The sequence below is a fragment of the Thermorudis peleae genome (genome assembly GCF_000744775.1).
GTDB classification, from domain to species: domain Bacteria; phylum Chloroflexota; class Chloroflexia; order Thermomicrobiales; family Thermomicrobiaceae; genus Thermorudis; species Thermorudis peleae.
Genome location: NZ_JQMP01000003.1, coordinates 791,714 through 808,002, shown reverse-complemented (window position 1 = coordinate 808,002; position 16,289 = coordinate 791,714). Strand labels below are relative to the sequence as shown.

Below are 16,289 nucleotides of genomic sequence, written 5' to 3'. Positions count from 1 at the left end.
TAGCGCCTTGTGTTTGAGAACCTCGGGGCGTGATATTGCTTGGGTGAAGAGTCTCCGAATAATTCCCCGTGTTACGATGCTCGTGACAAAGGGGTACCTTGGGAAAAGGAGCACGCAATGGGCACAATGATTACGTTCCCAAGCAATGGTGGAGAAACACCCGGGTATCTTGCGTTGCCGAGCACAACGCCTGCGCCGGGTATCGTTGTTATCCAGGAGTGGTGGGGGCTTGAGCCACACATTCGGGATGTGACCGATCGCTTCGCCGCTGAAGGCTTTGTCGCACTCGCCCCTGACCTCTACCACGGCAAAGTTGCGACCGAACCGGATGAAGCGCGCAAACTCGCGATGGAACTTGAATATGACCGGGCAGTCGCTGAGATCATTGCTGCTGCCCGCTATCTCTTGAGCCGTGCCGAAGTCCGCGGCCCCAAGGTTGGCGTGGTTGGCTTTTGTATGGGTGGTGGGTTGTCGCTTCTTTCCGCATGCCGCAGCGATCTGTTTGGGGCAGCGGTGGTTTTCTACGGCCGTAATCCTAATCCAATTGAGCAAGTACGTTCGCTCACCTGCCCCTTGCTCGGCTTGTATGGAGAGGCGGATCAAGGTATTCCGCCCACTGAAGTGGAGCGGCTCCGCCAAGCATTGCAGGAAGCCGGCAAACAGTTCGAACTCCACATCTATCCCAACGCACCGCACGCCTTTTTCAACGATACCCGAGCCAGCTACCGCCCCGAGGCAGCTATCGATGCGTGGCGTCGGACGCTCGCATTCTTCCGCCAGCATCTGAAGACAGCGTGAATCATGCGACCGATCGACGAAACAAACGTGGGCTGCCAATTCAGACAGCCCACGTTGCTTTGCTTCTCAGATGGTGCGCTTCATTGCCCAGATGGCGTTGACCACGCTAGCGTTCCAAGATAAGCCGCCAGCTTCTCACGCGCTGCCGCAAGCCGCTCGAGTGAGCGCTCACGGCCAAGGACGCGGAGCGTCTCAAACAAGCCGGGTGAGACCGTGCGGCCAGTAACAGCAACGCGGATAGGCATAAAGAGCTGGCCAGCCTTCAAGCCAAGTTCCTCTGCTAATCCCCGCAGGCGCGCTTCAAGGTCTGTTTCACTCGTAAAATCGGCACCTTCAAGCGTGGCCATTGCCCGCTCGAGTGCCTGGAGTACCTGAGCTGGCTCTGTCTTCTTGGGAACAAGTAATGATGGATCATAGTCCTCTACATCGGTAAAGAAGAAACGGGTAAGGTCCGGCGCCTCAGCCAGTGTCTTGAGCCGGTCTTTCACAAGGGCAAGGACCTCACGTGCGTAGGCAAAAGCAGGGCTTGCCGGATCGCTTGCCTCAGGCGGAAGCAACCCCGCCTCCTGCAGGAAGGGAATGCATCGTGCCGTTAACTCATCCAGTGTCAGCACGTGATTAATGTAGTACTGATTCATCCAGGCCAGCTTCTCGAAGTTGAAGCGGGCTGGATGTGGGTTCACATCTTCAAGCCGGAACTTCTCAAGCAATTCCTCCCGACTAAAGATTTCCTGTTTGTCATCATACGCCCACCCGAGCAATGCCAGATAATTCACCATTGCCTCAGGCAGATATCCTTGCCGTTTAAACTCAAGCACGCTCGTTGCGCCATGACGCTTACTGAGCTTGCCCTTGCCATCCGGACTCAGGATTACCGGCAAGTGACAGAGCACCGGCATCTCCCATCCAAAAGCGCGATAGAGCTGTGCATGCAGTGGCGCACTTGGGATCCATTCCTCAGCCCGGAGAATATGTGTGATCTGCATGAAATGGTCATCAACGACATTTGCCAGGTGATAGGTTGGGAAACCATCCGACTTGAGGAGCACGAGATCTTGCAAGACGCGGTTATCGTAGGCAATTTCCCCACGGAGTAAATCGACGATAACGGTTTCGCCCTCGAGCGGCATCTTAAAGCGAATGACGGCTTGCTCGCCACGTTCGAGGCGCTCAGCGACCTCTTCAGGAGGAAGCCAACGGCAGTGACGGTCATACCCGGGTGGCTCACCGCGGGCTAACCGCTCCTTCCGCACCTGTTCGAGACGCTCAGGTGTGCAGAAGCAGTAGTAGGCATAGCCGTGATCGACGAGCCACCTTGCATGCTGCTGATACAGCTCCAGCCGCTGGCTCTGAATATAGGGGCCATAGGGCCCACCGACATCTGGGCCTTCATCCCACTCAAGCCCGAGCCAGCGCAACGACTCAAGAATGCCAGCGATGCTTTGCCCGACGAGACGAGCTTGATCGGTATCTTCAATCCGCAAGATGAATGCCCCGCCATGCTGGCGGGCAAAGAGCCAATTGAAGAGCGCCGTCCGCGCACCGCCGACATGGAGCTCGCCGGTCGGGCTCGGCGCAAAGCGCACACGTACCGCTGTCTGTGTCATCGTTTGCACGCTCCAGTTTCGTCGCCTGGGCCAAAGTGCTGCCCTGCGTTCATCAAGTATGGCACAGGGGCGGACAAGAACCGGACCGCCCATCGTCTGTGTACGAATCTCCCACGCTCTTTGCCCAGCAGGGCGTGACAGAGCGAGCATCGCAGACGCAGACTAATAATGAAACAATAATCTGTTTGTACCAAAGTCTAGCAGATCTACGCTCGATAAGTCAACGGCCGCAAGAACGAGCATCCAGGGGGAAGCACAGCACTGCACGACGGAATCAAGGGATTGCTGCTTTCCTTTATCAACTACCAACAACATACAGCCACCGCTTTCACCGTACATCTCCCAGCCACCTGCCCACGTGACAGCTAATGAATTCTGCGTTATACGCCTACTGAATCGCAGGAAACAAATGAAGGAAGTGGAGGTACAGTGATGCGTAAGAGACACCGCACGATCCTCGATGCTACTGTCAGGGAAACGTAGCGACTGGGGTAATACAACGTTCTACATGGATTCAGCGACGACGGTCTGGCCAAGCGTTCAGCCCTACAATAGCATCGATACCGCGACACTGGTAGTAATCCTCAGAGGACGAGGATATGTTTGGTAAGGTATTCCATTGGCTCTGGCTGTTCGGATTGCTTAGCTTGCTCGTTGGATGTTGGGGCGCACGTTCATCAACGCAACTAGCATCACCGACACCACCGCCGTCGCAAACCAGGCTCATTGCAACACCATCAGTTGCTCTTCCAACACTGGCCACCACAACTACCCTGCCTACTCTTTCCCCAGTCACACCCCCAACACAGGCCAGCCAGGGGAGCATGCTTGGATGCCAGGTCGCGCGACCAACAACATGGGATACCGTGATTGACAAAGGTACGCTGACACTCCCCGCCGAGGTCACTCGTGACGCACCTGGGCCCCACTTCCGCTTCGGTCTGTTGAGCAGCGACGGGCACCGCTGGTTTGGCACACTCAAAAGCACTGACTGGTCGGGGCTGGTGACTGGACGCGTTGGCGAATCGAGTTATCACCGAATTTATCAGATTGGTTCGTCAGTAGAGGAGCTTGGCATCCTTGTCGCGAACGAGCGGTGGCTCATCTTCAGCTGGGCGAAGGATGCCACTTGGGGAGAGTGGCGCTTGTTTGCCTGGGATGCCCAGAACAACCAGCTCCTTGAACTCAGCCATAACCAACCAGGAGATACCATTCCCGGATGGCTGATCCTTCCAGCCTTATCTAAAGACAAGATAGCCTGGGTGCAAGGCGGACTCACCACCACATCTCCAGAGAGTAACCAAACGTTTCATTCGACCTTGCACCTCTACGACCTTTCCGCCCGTGTCGATCACGTGCTCCCAACGATGCGCGCGATTTACCCAGTGGTATTCTGGGGCAACGAGTTACTCTGGATGGAATGGGAACAATTTTCCCTCCAGTCACCCGAAAATCGGCGGGCCAAGATCGCAATGGCTGATGCGCTAACCGGGGAACTCGAACCACCGCCAGCACCACTCATCGCCCACCAACAGGAAATCGCTTACCTTGCAGCCAGCCCAACGCTCCTTGCCTGGACGGATACCCATACACTCTGGATTTGGCACCCGGGCGATGCTGAGGCACAAGCAGTCTATCGGCAACCTGAACCGACCAACAGCCATGCCATTCAGTTCCTGACGATTGCTGGACCACTGATCGCATGGACGCCGCCTTCCCCTCCGCCGATGATCTTTGACACGCGAAGTGGCAGCGCGACGCAGTTGAACGGCTGGGCGGCTGGACTCGAAAATAACCGCGTTCTGATTGCGACCTTCGCAACGACGACGGCAACGAAGCCAGGCAGCACGGATCCGCTCCTTGGCATTCCCGTGCCTGGCCCATCGGACATCCCACACATCGTCGATCTCAGCGCCTTACCGCCATTGCCAGCTTGCCAGGGAAACAAGGGCTCGATATGACGAAGCCGTCAGTAGAACGGAAGGGCAACACCAGCGAGAGACAGCACTAGCCTGTCAGACAGTCGGGAGGATCGTCAGCCAACGCCTCACGCAGTTCGTCGGTGGTCGCTTGGGCATTGCCCCACTTACTCACCACAATGCCAGCGGCAACTTGCGAAAGGGCAAGCGCTGCAACCGGGTCGGCCCCAGCAGTAAGGGCAGCAGTGAACACGGCAATCACGGTGTCGCCAGCGCCAGTCACATCAAAGACCTGTCGACGGACTCTTGGCGGCTGCTCAAGATAGCGTCCATCGCTCGTGACCAAGGCAGCTCCAGCTGGCCCAAGCGTGACAACCAGCAAAGCGCAGTTGAGATTCTCGCGCAGAGCGTGCAGATGAACCTCGCGGAGCGATGGTGTACTGAGCGCAACGCCAAGGTAATGCTCCGCCTCTGCTTGATTACACTTGACAACCGTGCATCCGTGAAATTGGTCAAGCCGCCCTTGCGAGTCAACCGTGACGACCTGGTTTGCAGCACGCGCAGCTTCGACGATGGCGGGCTCAATCACGCCACTCCGGTAGTCCGAAAGCAAGATGGCATCAACCATAGGGCCGTGCTGAGCAATAACATCGATCATCTGCTGTGTAATGTGAGGGGGCACGGGGCGTCGATCCTGACGGTCAATACGAGCAATTTGCTGGGGGAACACGTTATATGGTCCCTCGGCAACAACGCGCGTCTTGCACGTTGTTGGACGATCAGGATCAACAAGGACACCACTTGGATCGACGCCACGATCAGCGAGCAACTGCACAAGTTGTCGACCAGCATCATCATTGCCAACGACGCCAACCTGCCATGTCTTCACGCCAAGGGCAGCTAGCGCAAGAGCAGGTGCGGCACCTCCTCCTGGACGGACCTCCTGTCGACGCTCTTCGAGGACGAGAATCGGGGCTTCCCGTGATACCCGCGTTGGCTCACCAAACAGATAGACATCCAGACAGAGATCACCAACGACGAGAATGCGAAGAGTACGAATCCGTTCAAGCAATACCTGCCAGCTGACCATTGCTCCCCTCATCGAAAGCGCACGTATGGAATCAGCACTGCAAGGGCAACAAAGACGAGGTCAGGAATTGGCTGAAGCCGCAGAATGCTAAGCAGACCAGGATCGTCTCGTATGAAGACACCAAGACGATAGGCTAAAACGATCCGGGAAAACGCCACACCGAGCAACACACAACCGATCCCAATGGTCAGAAGATCACGTCCACGTCCCTCATCGGTCACCCAGGCAATCGCTTCGGCAACCCCAAAGCCGAGCAAGAGGGCACAGTAGAACCCCCAGTCGGGGAAACGCCCCCAGATAAAGCCAGCGAGCAGGGCAACCAGCACGCCAACAAGTATGGCGCGCAGGTCATAGCCGAACTCTCGCCTTGCGAAGGTACCGAGCCGCACACCAGCACACTCCGGGCAGCGATAACCTACCGGTGTTTCAACCATACAACGAGGACAAATTGGCTTCCCGCAGCGGTTACAGCGCAAAGTCGTCAGGACATCAGGGTGCCGAGCGCACGGCCGCTCTTCAATACCAGTCATTCAGGTAACATTCCCTTCTTCAGCACGCGGCGTCGTGCCGCTTCAACAAGCACAAGTGTGGCAAAGCGAGGTAGGGCAAGTTGGCGACGCCAACGCCATGGCTGGCGCAAGAGGCGATAGAGCCATTCAAAGCCGAATTGTCGGACAAAAGCAGGCGGCAACGGCACAACACCAGCAAGGTAGTCGAATGTTCCACCAACGCCAAGGGCAACAACAACACCATAGGCCTCTAACAACGCACGATGACGCGCGATCCAGCGCTCTTGTGCTGGAGCGCCATACGCTACAAGCAGCACAGTCGGGCGCATACGCGCAATCATCTCGAGCGCAGCTGGCGCATCAGCATCTGCTGGCGAACCTGCAAAACAGCCAACGACCTGGCAGGTCGGGAAACGCTGCCGGAGCACCTGTGCTGCACGGTCAGCGACGCCTGGAGCGGCCCCTAGGAGAAAGAGGCGAAGTCGCGGCTCGCTCGCCCGCGCCAATGCTTGCGTTATCTCAACTCCTGTTGCACGCCCACGCAATGGAGTACCAAGCAAGCGAGCTGCCAACAGAATGCCAATCCCATCCGGTGTGACAAGATCAGCATGACGGACCACGCTGCGGAAGTCGGGGAAACGCCGAGCAGTCATGACCATCTCAGGATTCAGGGTCACAATGTGATGCAGACGGTCAGCCTCCTCGTGAAGCCAGTAGCGAGTGAGCCGCACGACATCATCGACAAGGACGTCATGGACTGGAAGGCCAAGGATAACGGCTGCCGGCCGAAGACGATCTCCCCTGTCCAAGTACCAATTGCACGCTGATGGCATGTATGACCTCTTCCGCCGCAACGCCCCAGAACGACGCGGCTCGACGGGACACTCTCAGCGTGATAGGATACCGTTATGGACTCGCCGAAGGTACGGCAGGCTCGCAACATTGCCTGGTTGTCCTGCCATATCTCCAAGACGAAGGACAACGCACACACTCGACACATTTCCCCAGGGGAAGGGACTACGATGACGAAGCGACCACCTGAAGAACAACGAGTCAAGCGGCTTCTCGAAATGGCATTTCGGCTCATGCAGCGTCGTTGGAAGCGTGCCGAACTCGCAGAGCACTTTGGGGTCAGCGAGCGTCAAATTCAGAACGATATCTTGATGCTCCGGCAATGGCTCGAGATCGAGCACACGCGCGAGGGATACCGCGTGAAACGGCCACCAGCTTTACAAGCGATCTCGCTGCCAGCCGATGAAGCGCTTGCACTGATCCTTGCAACGAAGATTGCTCTTCGTTCCCTTGGGATGCCGAGTGAACCACTCCGTCGAGCATTGGAGCGTCTTGTAAGCTTACTACCAACCCCTCTCGGGCGAGTTGTCGAAAGCACGATGTTCACCACACTCGCCAGCACGGCCGAAAATGTGGCACGCCGTGAGCAACTGCTCCGGCAGATTGAAGGAGCGATTCTCAATGGCTGGGTGGTTGAGCTCGAGTATGCGGCTGCATCACGGCAGGGTACCGTAACCCGACGTAAAGTTGATCCCTACGCGCTTGTACCACATTACCGCTCATGGCATCTCATTGGCTGGTGCCATACGCGCAACGCCGTTCGTACCTTTAAGCTCGATCGGATGAAGCGGCTGGTCGTGACACGCGAGCCATTGAGTCGTCCACCAACAATCGACGTCGGGGAATACTTGCGAAGCATGTGGGGCATCATGGAGGGACGTAATCAGCCGAAACACCATGTCGAGCTCATCTTCTCCCAGCAAGCAGCGCCTTGGGTTGAGGAAGAGCACTGGCACCACACGCAGCAGTGCCAGCGCTTACCCGATGGACGACTCCGTTTCACCGTCACAGTGCCGATCACTCCTGATTTCTGCCGCTGGGTATTTCACTACGGAACAGAGGTTGAAGTTGTTGCTCCCGAAGAACTCCGCCAGTGGATTATTGAGCAAGCCCAAGGGATCCTTGCACGCTACCACGCACCGTCGCTCCCCCAGCGAGAGCTCCTTCTCTCTCCATCGCGTGCTGCTCGCGTGTCCTAGTGATCAGGTACATCCTGGCGACAACTGATTAATCAACGCATGTCAGCGCGCGGTTCAGACCGGCAAAACCCTCATCGTGCGTTGTGCCAACGAGACAATCAGCACAATGACAACGAGAAGGATGGGGTTCTCCTGTGGTGGCCACTAGCGCCGTTATCGTGCCATCAAGACACTGCCCGTGGCTCTCCACTTGGGAACAGCCACGGGCAATGAAATTCGACGGTGTTTCCCTTGTCCGTAGACAGCTACTGCTCGCGGAGCAGTGGTGCAAGTGAGGCGGAGGGTTGCAGTGCCACCAGCCCAGCTTCAGTGAGCAAGCGGTTGAGTTGCGGAAGCACTTGCTCGATCCAGAACCGAAGACGAGCGCACTCGGCATCGATCTGACGCGCAAGTTCCTCATAAACTGCACGCTCAGCAGCCGTCGGCCGATCATCGGCGCTTTCAATAAAGCTGGTCAGGGCAGCGAGACGAGCATTGAGCTTCCAAGGACGTTGCCGTGGATCATCGAGGTGAGGTTCGATAAGCGCCTCTTCGATGGATCGGAGCTGGGCATCCTGCCGCGCAAGTTCCGTCGCGACCTCGTGCAGTTCCTCACGCTGCACTGCACGGCTCCGCCATTCGGCTAGCTGACGCCGAAGATTGCGGATCATGTTCACCGCATCGTGGGCCTGTGAAACCTTGTCACGCACGTGAAGCAAGAGCTGGAACTGCTCGGCAAGGTCAGCATCAGATACCGTGAGACGAGGATCTTTTCGGATAACAAACGGCTGTGTCCAACTCCGCTCACCAATCGTTAATTTCGCGGTATATGTCCCAGGTAAAACACGCGGACCACGAAGATAGCCCTCGATCTCCTTATCGCCGAGAGCACGGCGAGCGCCCTCAACGCGGAGATCCCAGACAAACGTATGGAACCCTGGCGTCTTCTCAAGGCGCACTTCAGGCGTCGGCTTTTTCTCGGCTGGAAGATCAGGAAGTGGATCTGGAGCTAGCTCACTGGAGAATCGCCGTAAAACGTTTCCGGCTTCATCCAGGATAGTAAATTCGACCGGAGCCGCTGGCTCTTCCCGCAAGAAGTAGACAAAGCGCACACCATCCGGCGGATTCTGTCCTGCATCGAGAGGTATCACCTGCTTCACGCCAGTTGGCAGTTCAGCTGTCCGCACAGCGAAGATCCAGGGACCAGCCCAGAGATAACTCACCTTCCCAGCAACTGCGTCGCCAAAGCCTGTGTATGTCTTGAGTCGAACGGTCGCTTTGGGACGGAAGAGGGAGGCTGGTTCCGTCGCATAGCGTTGCGGGTCAAACTGCCGAAGCGGCTCGAGGTCATCAAGAATCCAGATGCTCCGTCCATGCGTCGCGATGACGAGCTCGTCATCGACAACCAGGAGATCATAGACCGGCACAACGGGCAGCCCACCGAGACGAGTCCAGTGCCCTCCACCATCGAGCGAAACCCAGACTCCTGTTTCAGTGCCAAGGTAGAGTACGTCGGAACGCTTTAGATCAACCCGCAGAACGCGTGTGATCTCATCAGTGGGCAAGTCACCGTTGATGGACAACCACGTCTGCCCGAAATCCTGTGTGACGAACAGCAGTGGCCGAACATCGTCGAGACGATAGCGGTGAGCGACAAGATAACAGGTTGCTGGGTCATGCGGCGAAGGTTCTAAGCAACTCACGGTTGCCCATTCGGGCAGATCCGGTGGTGTCACGTTTTGCCACGTTACGCCACCATCACGCGAGACATGCACCAACCCGTCGTCAGAACCAGCCCAAAGCACCTGTGGATCATGGGGCGACTCCGCGAAGGCAAAGATCGTGCAGTAGACTTCTGCTCCGGTATTGTCCTTGGTAATCGGGCCACCAGAGGGCTTGAGCTTTTCGGGGTCATTACGGGTAAGGTCAGGACTTATGATATCCCAGGTATAGCCGAGATCACGTGATCGATGGACAACGTTCGAGCAGACGTAAAGCACAGTAGGATTATGAGTTGAAAAGCAGATCGGGAACGTCCACTGAAACCGATATTTGAGGCTCTCGGCGCCTTCAGCCATGCCCATTTCTTCAGGCCACACCGTGATGTTCCGCTGCTCACCGGTGCGGCGATTGTAGCGAATCAGCCGGCCATTCCCTTCACCACTGCCAATAGCACCACCGACGACAATATCGGGATCGTCAGGCTTGACTGCGAGCGCACCGCTTTCGCCACCACCGGGCTCAAACCACTCGGTTGGCGTAATTGCCCCGATAATCGAACGACTCGGTAGAGCAATAGCCGTATTATCTTGTTGCGATCCATAGATCCAGTAAGGGAAGCGTGTATCAACGGCAATCCGATAGAGTTGTGCGGTCGGTTGGTTCATCTGGGTTGACCATGTCCGTCCACCATCGAAGCTAATACACGCGCCTCCATCGTTACCGTTTATCATGCGCAATGGGTTACGGGGATCGATCCAGTGATCATGGTGGTCGCCATGGGGGGTTGGCATTTCAACAAAGGTGACGCCACCATCGATGGACTTCCAGAGTTTGAGACCGAGCACCCAGAGCGTATCTGGATCCTGTGGATCAGCACACAGATGGTGAAAGTACCAGGCACGCCAACGTAAGTCGCCCTTCTCACAGACCCGGTGCCACGTCTCCCCATAGTCTTCAGAGCGAAATAGCGCGCCGTCCTCGGCCTCGATCAACGCCCACAGTCGCCCTGGCTGCGCTGAAGTCGCTAGCCCGATTCGTCCGAGCATACCTTTGGGCAAACCGGGACGGCGCGTAAGTTCCTCCCAGGTCGTACCACCATCGGTCGAACGAAAGATGCCGCTGCCAGGGCCACCACTGACGAGTTCCCAGGGACGCCGAATCGCTTGCCACAAGGCTGCATAGAGAATCCGTGGGTTCTGTGGATCCATAACGAGATCAATCGCTCCGGTGTGTTCATCGCGAAAAAGCACGCGTTCCCACGACTGGCCACCATCACGTGACCGGAAAATACCGCGCTCAGGATTTGGTCCATGCGCATGCCCAAACGCAGCGACGTAGACAAGATCGGGATTTGTTGGATGAACACGAATTTTGGCAATATGCCGGCTATCCTCAAGACCACTATGCTGCCATGTCCGGCCGCCGTCCGTACTCTTATACACACCATTGCCAGGGGAGACGTTACCGCGGATACATGCTTCGCCTGTGCCAACGTAGATCACATTTGGATCAGCGTGGCTTACGGCAAGCGCGCCGACCGATGCGCGCTGGAAGTAGCCATCAGAGATACATTCCCATAGCATGCCACCGTTCGTCGTCTTCCAAACGCCACCCGCGCAAGCCCCAAAGTAAAACGTCATGGGATCAAACGGATGGCCAGCGACAGCAACGACACGGCCACCCCGATGGGGCCCAATTAACCGCGGTTGCAATGCCCGTGTCAGGGCTGTGATCGGATGCGTTTCTTGCATACGGCTTTCCTCACCCCAATAAACACACTTGCCAACAGGGTATCTTCACACAGAAATGACGAGCTCGCTATGGAACATCAGCACCTTCATGTGGCAAGTGAAGCCAGGATGCGAGCACAGGGCTGACAAACTCTTCAGCAAGAATGTCCATATAAATCACGTCGTAGTACCGCTGCCCAATACGGTGCGACTGGCGCAAACGTCCCACTGGACGAAAGCCAAGGCGTTCATAAAGCCGATAGGCTCGCTCGTTATAGGCGATGCAACGTAAGAAGACCATGCGCAGACCGAGAATCGTGAACGCGTAGTCAAGAAGGAGGCTAATCGCCTCCGTTGCATAGCCCTGTCCCCACTCTGTTCGTTCGCCAATCATGACACCAAGTTCAGCATTGCGATCGGGCCAGTTTATGTCGTGCAGCCCAACGGTGCCAATCGGCTGGTCGCCTTCACGGGTATAGACCGCAAAGACGACATGATTCGGATCGCGGCGTATGTGCTCAATCCATTCCGCTTCATCTTGAACCATGAAAGGAATACGTCGCACGTTTGACAAGGTTATCGAGACCGCAAGGTCATTGAGCCAACGCGCAAAGACCTGCGCGTGCTCAGGGCGCATTGGACCGAGATAAACCCGCTGACCTGGCACAATCACCTCTGGAGATTCGTGCATCACCGTTCCTCCCATACCTGAGCGTTCGCTATACTTGATGCAGCATACTACGGCTTGGAAACAGCCGCCGGGAGTTGCCCGGCGCTTGTTGTGTGGAGAACAATGGCGAAGATTCTGGTTGCTCTTTCAGGTGGCGTCGATAGCGCGGTTACGGCTCTGCTCCTCAAGCGTGCTGGGTGGGAGCCGATTGGTATACACCTGCGCTTATATGAGACCAATCCCGATTCACTTGAAGAAGGCGTTTGCTGCGGTGATCTTGCGGCAGCAGATGCCCGAATGGTTGCTGCTCAGCTCGGTATTCCATTCTACGTGCGTGATTTGCGGGATCGGTTCGCTGAACATGTTGTTGCGCCAACACTTGCATATTACGCTCGCGCTGAGACTCCCAACCCTTGTGTTCTCTGCAACCATCAGGTCCGGATCCCAGCGCTACTCGAGCTTGCAGAACAGCTCGATATTCCCGCAGTTGCAACCGGACACTATGTGCGCAAGATTTGGTACGGAAATGGCTGGCGCTTGGCCGAAGCCCGTGATCCACAGCGCGATCAGTCTTACGTGCTCTACCGGCTTACGCCTGAGCAACTCGCGCGACTGGAATTCCCAATGGGCGAACTTGACAAAGAGACTGTTCGCAACATCGCGCGCGAAGCAGGGCTGTACGTTGCAGAAAAGCGCTCATCGGTCGATCTTTGCTTTGCCAAGACCTATGGTGGGATCGGTCAGCTCGTTGCCGCGACCTATCCTGAAGCCGGAGAGCCAGGTCCCGTGGTCGACGAACAGGGACGCATTGTTGGGGAGCATCCCGGCACCGCGTTCCTGACAGTTGGTCAGCGGCGGGGCCTTCGCTGGTATGAGCAAACGCCAGAACGCCAATACATCGCCGAGATTGACCCACAGCGCAAGCTGGCGCGAGTCGCACCACGGACGCGCTTACTGACTGTCGCTGTCCGCCTCGCCGATCCGATTTGGCATGACCCCTTGCCCGAACAGGTTGAGGCACGCATCCGATACCAGGCTCCGCGCTATCCTGCGACCTGTGATGGAACCTGGGTACGCTTCTTGGAGCCGGCTCCGCCGCTTGCCCGTGGGCAGGCTGTTGTTCTCTACGATGGAGACCGTGTCCTTGGCGGGGGCACTGCAGCCGAGGTTGTCCGCGTGAAAGACCTGGTCGACGCAATGCCCTTGTCGCCGCAGGCTAGGCTATGGACTGTCCACGAGCAGCGCGACGCCAGTCGCCGCTCTTTCCACCGCGCTTCTCTTCAAGCTGAATATCGCTGATGACCATGCCACGATCAACGGCCTTCAGCATATCGTAGATGGTCAACGCCGCAATACTGACTGCAGTCAGGGCTTCCATTTCAACGCCAGTTTTTCCTACCGTCTCAACGTGCGCCTGAATGCGCACAGCATTACGCTCGGGATCAAGCTCAAAATCAACAGCAACCTTTGTTAGCATCAAGGGGTGGCAGAGCGGGATCAGTTCGGCGGTGCGCTTGGCTGCCATAATGCCAGCCACGCGGGCAACTCCAAGAACATCACCTTTCGGCACAGTGCCATCAGCAATGCGCTGGAGGGTTTCGGGCTGCATGTATACAGCAGCGGACGCGATCGCAATCCGGTGAGTTTCATCTTTTGCACCGATGTCGACCATCCGTGCATTGCCGCGTTCATCAAGATGCGTCAAGTCACTCATCGCTCGCCTCTTCTCGATGAAGATGGGTATTCGCTCGGCGTAAACGTGGATAGGCATAGACCAGTTTACCAAGCTGACTCGTGTTGGTAACCATCACACCAAGCAGGATCAGGAGACCACCAAGCAGCACGAAAGGCGTCAGCTGTTCGCCGAGCACGAGTCGTGCACTGAGAACCCCGAAGAACGGGGTAAGATAAATGTATACAGCCAGCTGTACAGGTGTCAGGATGCGGAGCGCTCGATACCACAGGGTAAATGCGAGCGCAAGCGCTAGCACGGCACTGATGAAAAGCGCCAACCAACCAACGGCCGGAAATGCGCGGAGAGCATAGTGCAGGTGTCGACTAACGAGAACAACTGGAGCAAGCGGAAGTGCACCAAGCATGACCACACTCGCGGTTAATTCGAGCGGAGCATAGCGCGCCACAAGCGGTTTGCTGAGCACGGTATAAAACGCCCAAGAGAGTGGAGCAAGAAGCGTGAGGAGGGCGCCATAGACGTTCGCGCCGTTGAAGTGGGCGCCTGGGCTACCGAAACGGAGGATAATCAGAAATCCTAGGAAAGCAATGCCAATCCCAAGTCGCTTTGGCCACGTAATCGCCTCCCCAATGAGCAGGCGAGAGACAACGGCGGTGAAGATCGGATTCAGCGAGACGATGAGGCTTGCTACCGCTGCCGGAATCAGCCGTGATCCCATTGCTAACGCGAGCGTGTTCGCTGGTAAGCCCAGCAAACTCACAAGCACAAGCCGTGGCCAATCAGAGCGAGCAATCATTGGACGTTCGCGACGAATCATCAGGAGAACCAGGAAACAACATGCTGCGAGAACAAGGCGCAGCGCGGTCATCTCTACCGGCGTTACCAATTGGACAAGCGTTTTCACAGCAACAAAGTTTGCGCCCCAACTCGCGATAACCAGGAGCAGCGCGGCATGAATGCTAAGCGATTGTCTACTCACGCTCTCTTGCATTCGTGCCGCGCTTTTCACCACGCCACGCCTCAACCCGGAATGCTCGGCTTCCGCCCTTATTGTCCGTTACAAACCTCATCGATTGCTTCGCTAACCGCGTTCAGCAAGAAATCCGCTTCTTCACGTGTCAACGTCAGCGGCGGCGCCATGACCACGCCATCGCCAGTGCAGCGAACGATGACGCCCCGCTTGCGGGTTGCCTCCTGGAGCTTATCGCCGAGGCGGAAATCAGCTGGAAACTTCGCCTTCGTCTCCTTATCAGCTACCAATTCAATCAGCAGCATAAGTCCTTTGCCACGAACATTCCCAACATATGGCCGATCAAGTAACGTGCCAAACTGCTCAAGAAGATACCGGCCGATCTCTCCGGCGTTTTCGGGCAGACGCTCATTGAGAAGAATGTCAATATTACGAAGCGCTACGGCACACGCAACGGGATGGCCAGAATAGGTGAAGCCATGCATGAACATACGATCAGGGCTTGACAAGACATCGAAGATGGCATCCGTAACCCCAACTCCGCCAAGCGGCACATAGCCAGAGGTAATCCCTTTCGCGAATGAGACAATGTCAGGGATCACTCCGTACTGTTGCATCCCAAAGAGTGTTCCGGTACGCCCAAACCCGGTAATGACCTCATCGTAGATGAGCAAGATATCGTGTCGCCGCAACACCTCCGCAATAGCTGGCCAATACCCTTCAGGCGGGACAACCACACCGCCAGCCCCTTGTACCGGTTCACCGATGAATGCGGCAATCGTCTCAGCTCCTTCACGGGCGATGGTTTCTTCAAGCTCACGGACAAGCGATTGGACAAAATCCTCGTCGCTCATACCGTGAGCAAAGCGGTACGCATAGGGAGCGGTTAAATGAATAAAGCCCGGGGGCCGTGGCCCGAACCCCTCCCAATAGGCTGGTACGCCAGTAGCCGAGAGCGCCCCCATTGCAATACCGTGATAGGCCATTTGGCGGCTAAGAATCTTTATCTTCTCTGGCTTACCACGGAGCCACCAGTAGTAGCGAGCGATCTTGATAGCGGTCTCATTCGACTCGGCACCGCCTGAGGTGAACTGAAAATGATTGATGGGGTCGGGGAAAAGTTCTGCCAGCCGGGCAGCTAGCTCAATCGTCGGAGGACTTGCCAAGCCAAAGAAGGTTGGGACGAAAGCGATTTGTTCCATCTGCGCCTTGGCAGCCTCCGCAAGTTCACGCCGCCCATGACCAATATTCACATTCCACAGCCCAGCAAATCCGTCGAGATACCGCTTTCCTTCCGCATCCCACACCCAGGCTCCTTCACCACGCACAAGCACCAGTGGGCCATAATGACGAATCTGGTGTAAATTCGATACAGGATGGAGATGATATGCCTGATCCTTGCGGATCAGTTCGGCCGCATTCCACGTTTGTATTGCCATGAAAGCCTCCTCGTCCAACCAATCCTCGATGGATTGTGGCGGATTTCTCGCCAGATGTCGAGAGGAGACGAAGGACACCTCTAGGAAAAACGGCTTGCTGTCGAAAGGACAA

At 56.6% G+C, this 16,289-nt stretch carries 13 protein-coding genes; 4 read left to right on the top strand and 9 right to left on the bottom strand.

The features are described from left to right. Nucleotides 1-117 precede the first annotated feature (117 nt). On the top strand, nucleotides 118-798 hold the full coding sequence (locus tag N675_RS06735) for a dienelactone hydrolase family protein (RefSeq protein ID WP_038038673.1): 681 nt from the start codon (nucleotides 118-120) through the stop codon (nucleotides 796-798). Between the two features lie 80 nt (nucleotides 799-878). Here the strand turns inward: N675_RS06735 and gltX are convergent, their stop codons facing one another. Further along, nucleotides 879-2,405 (bottom strand): glutamate--tRNA ligase, encoded by a 1,527-nt coding sequence (gene gltX / locus N675_RS06730; RefSeq protein ID WP_038038671.1) that lies wholly within the window; start codon nucleotides 2,403-2,405, stop codon nucleotides 879-881. 599 nt (nucleotides 2,406-3,004) lie between these two features. Between gltX and N675_RS06725 the strand changes: the two genes are divergently transcribed. After that, on the top strand, nucleotides 3,005-4,366 hold the full coding sequence (locus tag N675_RS06725) for a hypothetical protein (protein WP_038038669.1): 1,362 nt from the start codon (nucleotides 3,005-3,007) through the stop codon (nucleotides 4,364-4,366). 46 nt (nucleotides 4,367-4,412) lie between these two features. Here N675_RS06725 and N675_RS06720 read toward each other — a convergent pair whose 3' ends face one another. The 3 genes from N675_RS06720 to N675_RS06710 are packed head-to-tail and all read right to left on the bottom strand — an operon-like array spanning nucleotide 4,413 to nucleotide 6,756. Next, a complete protein-coding gene (locus tag N675_RS06720) occupies nucleotides 4,413-5,414 on the bottom strand; it encodes a bifunctional heptose 7-phosphate kinase/heptose 1-phosphate adenyltransferase (RefSeq protein WP_156100835.1) in 1,002 nt (333 codons plus the stop codon). An 8-nt stretch (nucleotides 5,415-5,422) separates the two neighbouring features. Then, on the bottom strand, nucleotides 5,423-5,944 hold the full coding sequence (locus N675_RS06715; protein ID WP_038038667.1) for a B-box zinc finger protein: 522 nt from the start codon (nucleotides 5,942-5,944) through the stop codon (nucleotides 5,423-5,425). After that, nucleotides 5,941-6,756, bottom strand: a complete 816-nt coding sequence (locus N675_RS06710) for a WecB/TagA/CpsF family glycosyltransferase (RefSeq protein ID WP_051914359.1) — start codon at nucleotides 6,754-6,756, stop codon at nucleotides 5,941-5,943. Before N675_RS06710 ends, N675_RS06715 begins: the two co-directional genes overlap by 4 nt. 189 nt (nucleotides 6,757-6,945) lie before the next feature. Between N675_RS06710 and N675_RS06705 the strand changes: the two genes are divergently transcribed. Further along, nucleotides 6,946-7,974 carry a helix-turn-helix transcriptional regulator gene (locus N675_RS06705; protein ID WP_038038666.1) on the top strand — a complete coding sequence of 343 codons (1,029 nt, stop codon included), beginning with the start codon at nucleotides 6,946-6,948 and terminating at the stop codon, nucleotides 7,972-7,974. A gap of 245 nt (nucleotides 7,975-8,219) precedes the next feature. Here N675_RS06705 and N675_RS06700 read toward each other — a convergent pair whose 3' ends face one another. Then, nucleotides 8,220-11,426 (bottom strand): VPS10 domain-containing protein, encoded by a 3,207-nt coding sequence (locus tag N675_RS06700; RefSeq protein ID WP_051914357.1) that lies wholly within the window; start codon nucleotides 11,424-11,426, stop codon nucleotides 8,220-8,222. Between the two features lie 67 nt (nucleotides 11,427-11,493). Beyond that, complete coding sequence (locus N675_RS06695; protein WP_051914355.1) at nucleotides 11,494-12,096, bottom strand: GNAT family N-acetyltransferase; 603 nt, start codon at nucleotides 12,094-12,096, stop codon at nucleotides 11,494-11,496. A gap of 102 nt (nucleotides 12,097-12,198) precedes the next feature. Here N675_RS06695 and mnmA point away from each other — a divergent pair, with 102 nt between their 5' ends. Further along, nucleotides 12,199-13,374 (top strand): tRNA 2-thiouridine(34) synthase MnmA, encoded by a 1,176-nt coding sequence (mnmA, locus tag N675_RS06690; RefSeq protein WP_081886906.1) that lies wholly within the window; start codon nucleotides 12,199-12,201, stop codon nucleotides 13,372-13,374. Here mnmA and moaC read toward each other — a convergent pair. From moaC to N675_RS06675, 3 genes are all read right to left on the bottom strand, one after another. Beyond that, nucleotides 13,292-13,789, bottom strand: coding sequence for a cyclic pyranopterin monophosphate synthase MoaC (gene moaC, locus N675_RS06685; protein ID WP_038038664.1), 498 nt, complete (start codon nucleotides 13,787-13,789; stop codon nucleotides 13,292-13,294). The genes mnmA and moaC overlap by 83 nt on opposite strands. Next, nucleotides 13,782-14,747 carry a DMT family transporter gene (locus N675_RS06680; RefSeq protein WP_197066275.1) on the bottom strand — a complete coding sequence of 322 codons (966 nt, stop codon included), beginning with the start codon at nucleotides 14,745-14,747 and terminating at the stop codon, nucleotides 13,782-13,784. The genes moaC and N675_RS06680 overlap by 8 nt, the downstream gene beginning before the upstream one ends. 68 nt (nucleotides 14,748-14,815) lie before the next feature. Then, entirely contained in the window at nucleotides 14,816-16,177 is a 1,362-nt protein-coding gene (locus N675_RS06675; RefSeq protein WP_038038660.1) for an aminotransferase family protein, read from the bottom strand. Nucleotides 16,178-16,289 lie beyond the last annotated feature (112 nt).

Bases quoted from the DNA above. Each gene is read 5' to 3' on its own strand.
- N675_RS06700 (WP_051914357.1), bottom strand. From the start codon at position 11,426: ATGCAAGAAACGCATCCGATCACAGCCCTGACACGGGCATTGCAACCG.
- gltX (WP_038038671.1), bottom strand. From the start codon at position 2,405: ATGACACAGACAGCGGTACGTGTGCGCTTTGCGCCGAGCCCGACCGGC.
- N675_RS06715 (WP_038038667.1), bottom strand. From the start codon at position 5,944: ATGACTGGTATTGAAGAGCGGCCGTGCGCTCGGCACCCTGATGTCCTG.
- mnmA (WP_081886906.1), top strand. From the start codon at position 12,199: ATGGCGAAGATTCTGGTTGCTCTTTCAGGTGGCGTCGATAGCGCGGTT.
- N675_RS06720 (WP_156100835.1), bottom strand. From the start codon at position 5,414: ATGGTCAGCTGGCAGGTATTGCTTGAACGGATTCGTACTCTTCGCATT.
- N675_RS06705 (WP_038038666.1), top strand. From the start codon at position 6,946: ATGACGAAGCGACCACCTGAAGAACAACGAGTCAAGCGGCTTCTCGAA.
- moaC (WP_038038664.1), bottom strand. From the start codon at position 13,789: ATGAGTGACTTGACGCATCTTGATGAACGCGGCAATGCACGGATGGTC.
- N675_RS06675 (WP_038038660.1), bottom strand. From the start codon at position 16,177: ATGGCAATACAAACGTGGAATGCGGCCGAACTGATCCGCAAGGATCAG.
- N675_RS06695 (WP_051914355.1), bottom strand. From the start codon at position 12,096: ATGCACGAATCTCCAGAGGTGATTGTGCCAGGTCAGCGGGTTTATCTC.
- N675_RS06710 (WP_051914359.1), bottom strand. From the start codon at position 6,756: ATGCCATCAGCGTGCAATTGGTACTTGGACAGGGGAGATCGTCTTCGG.
- N675_RS06735 (WP_038038673.1), top strand. From the start codon at position 118: ATGGGCACAATGATTACGTTCCCAAGCAATGGTGGAGAAACACCCGGG.
- N675_RS06725 (WP_038038669.1), top strand. From the start codon at position 3,005: ATGTTTGGTAAGGTATTCCATTGGCTCTGGCTGTTCGGATTGCTTAGC.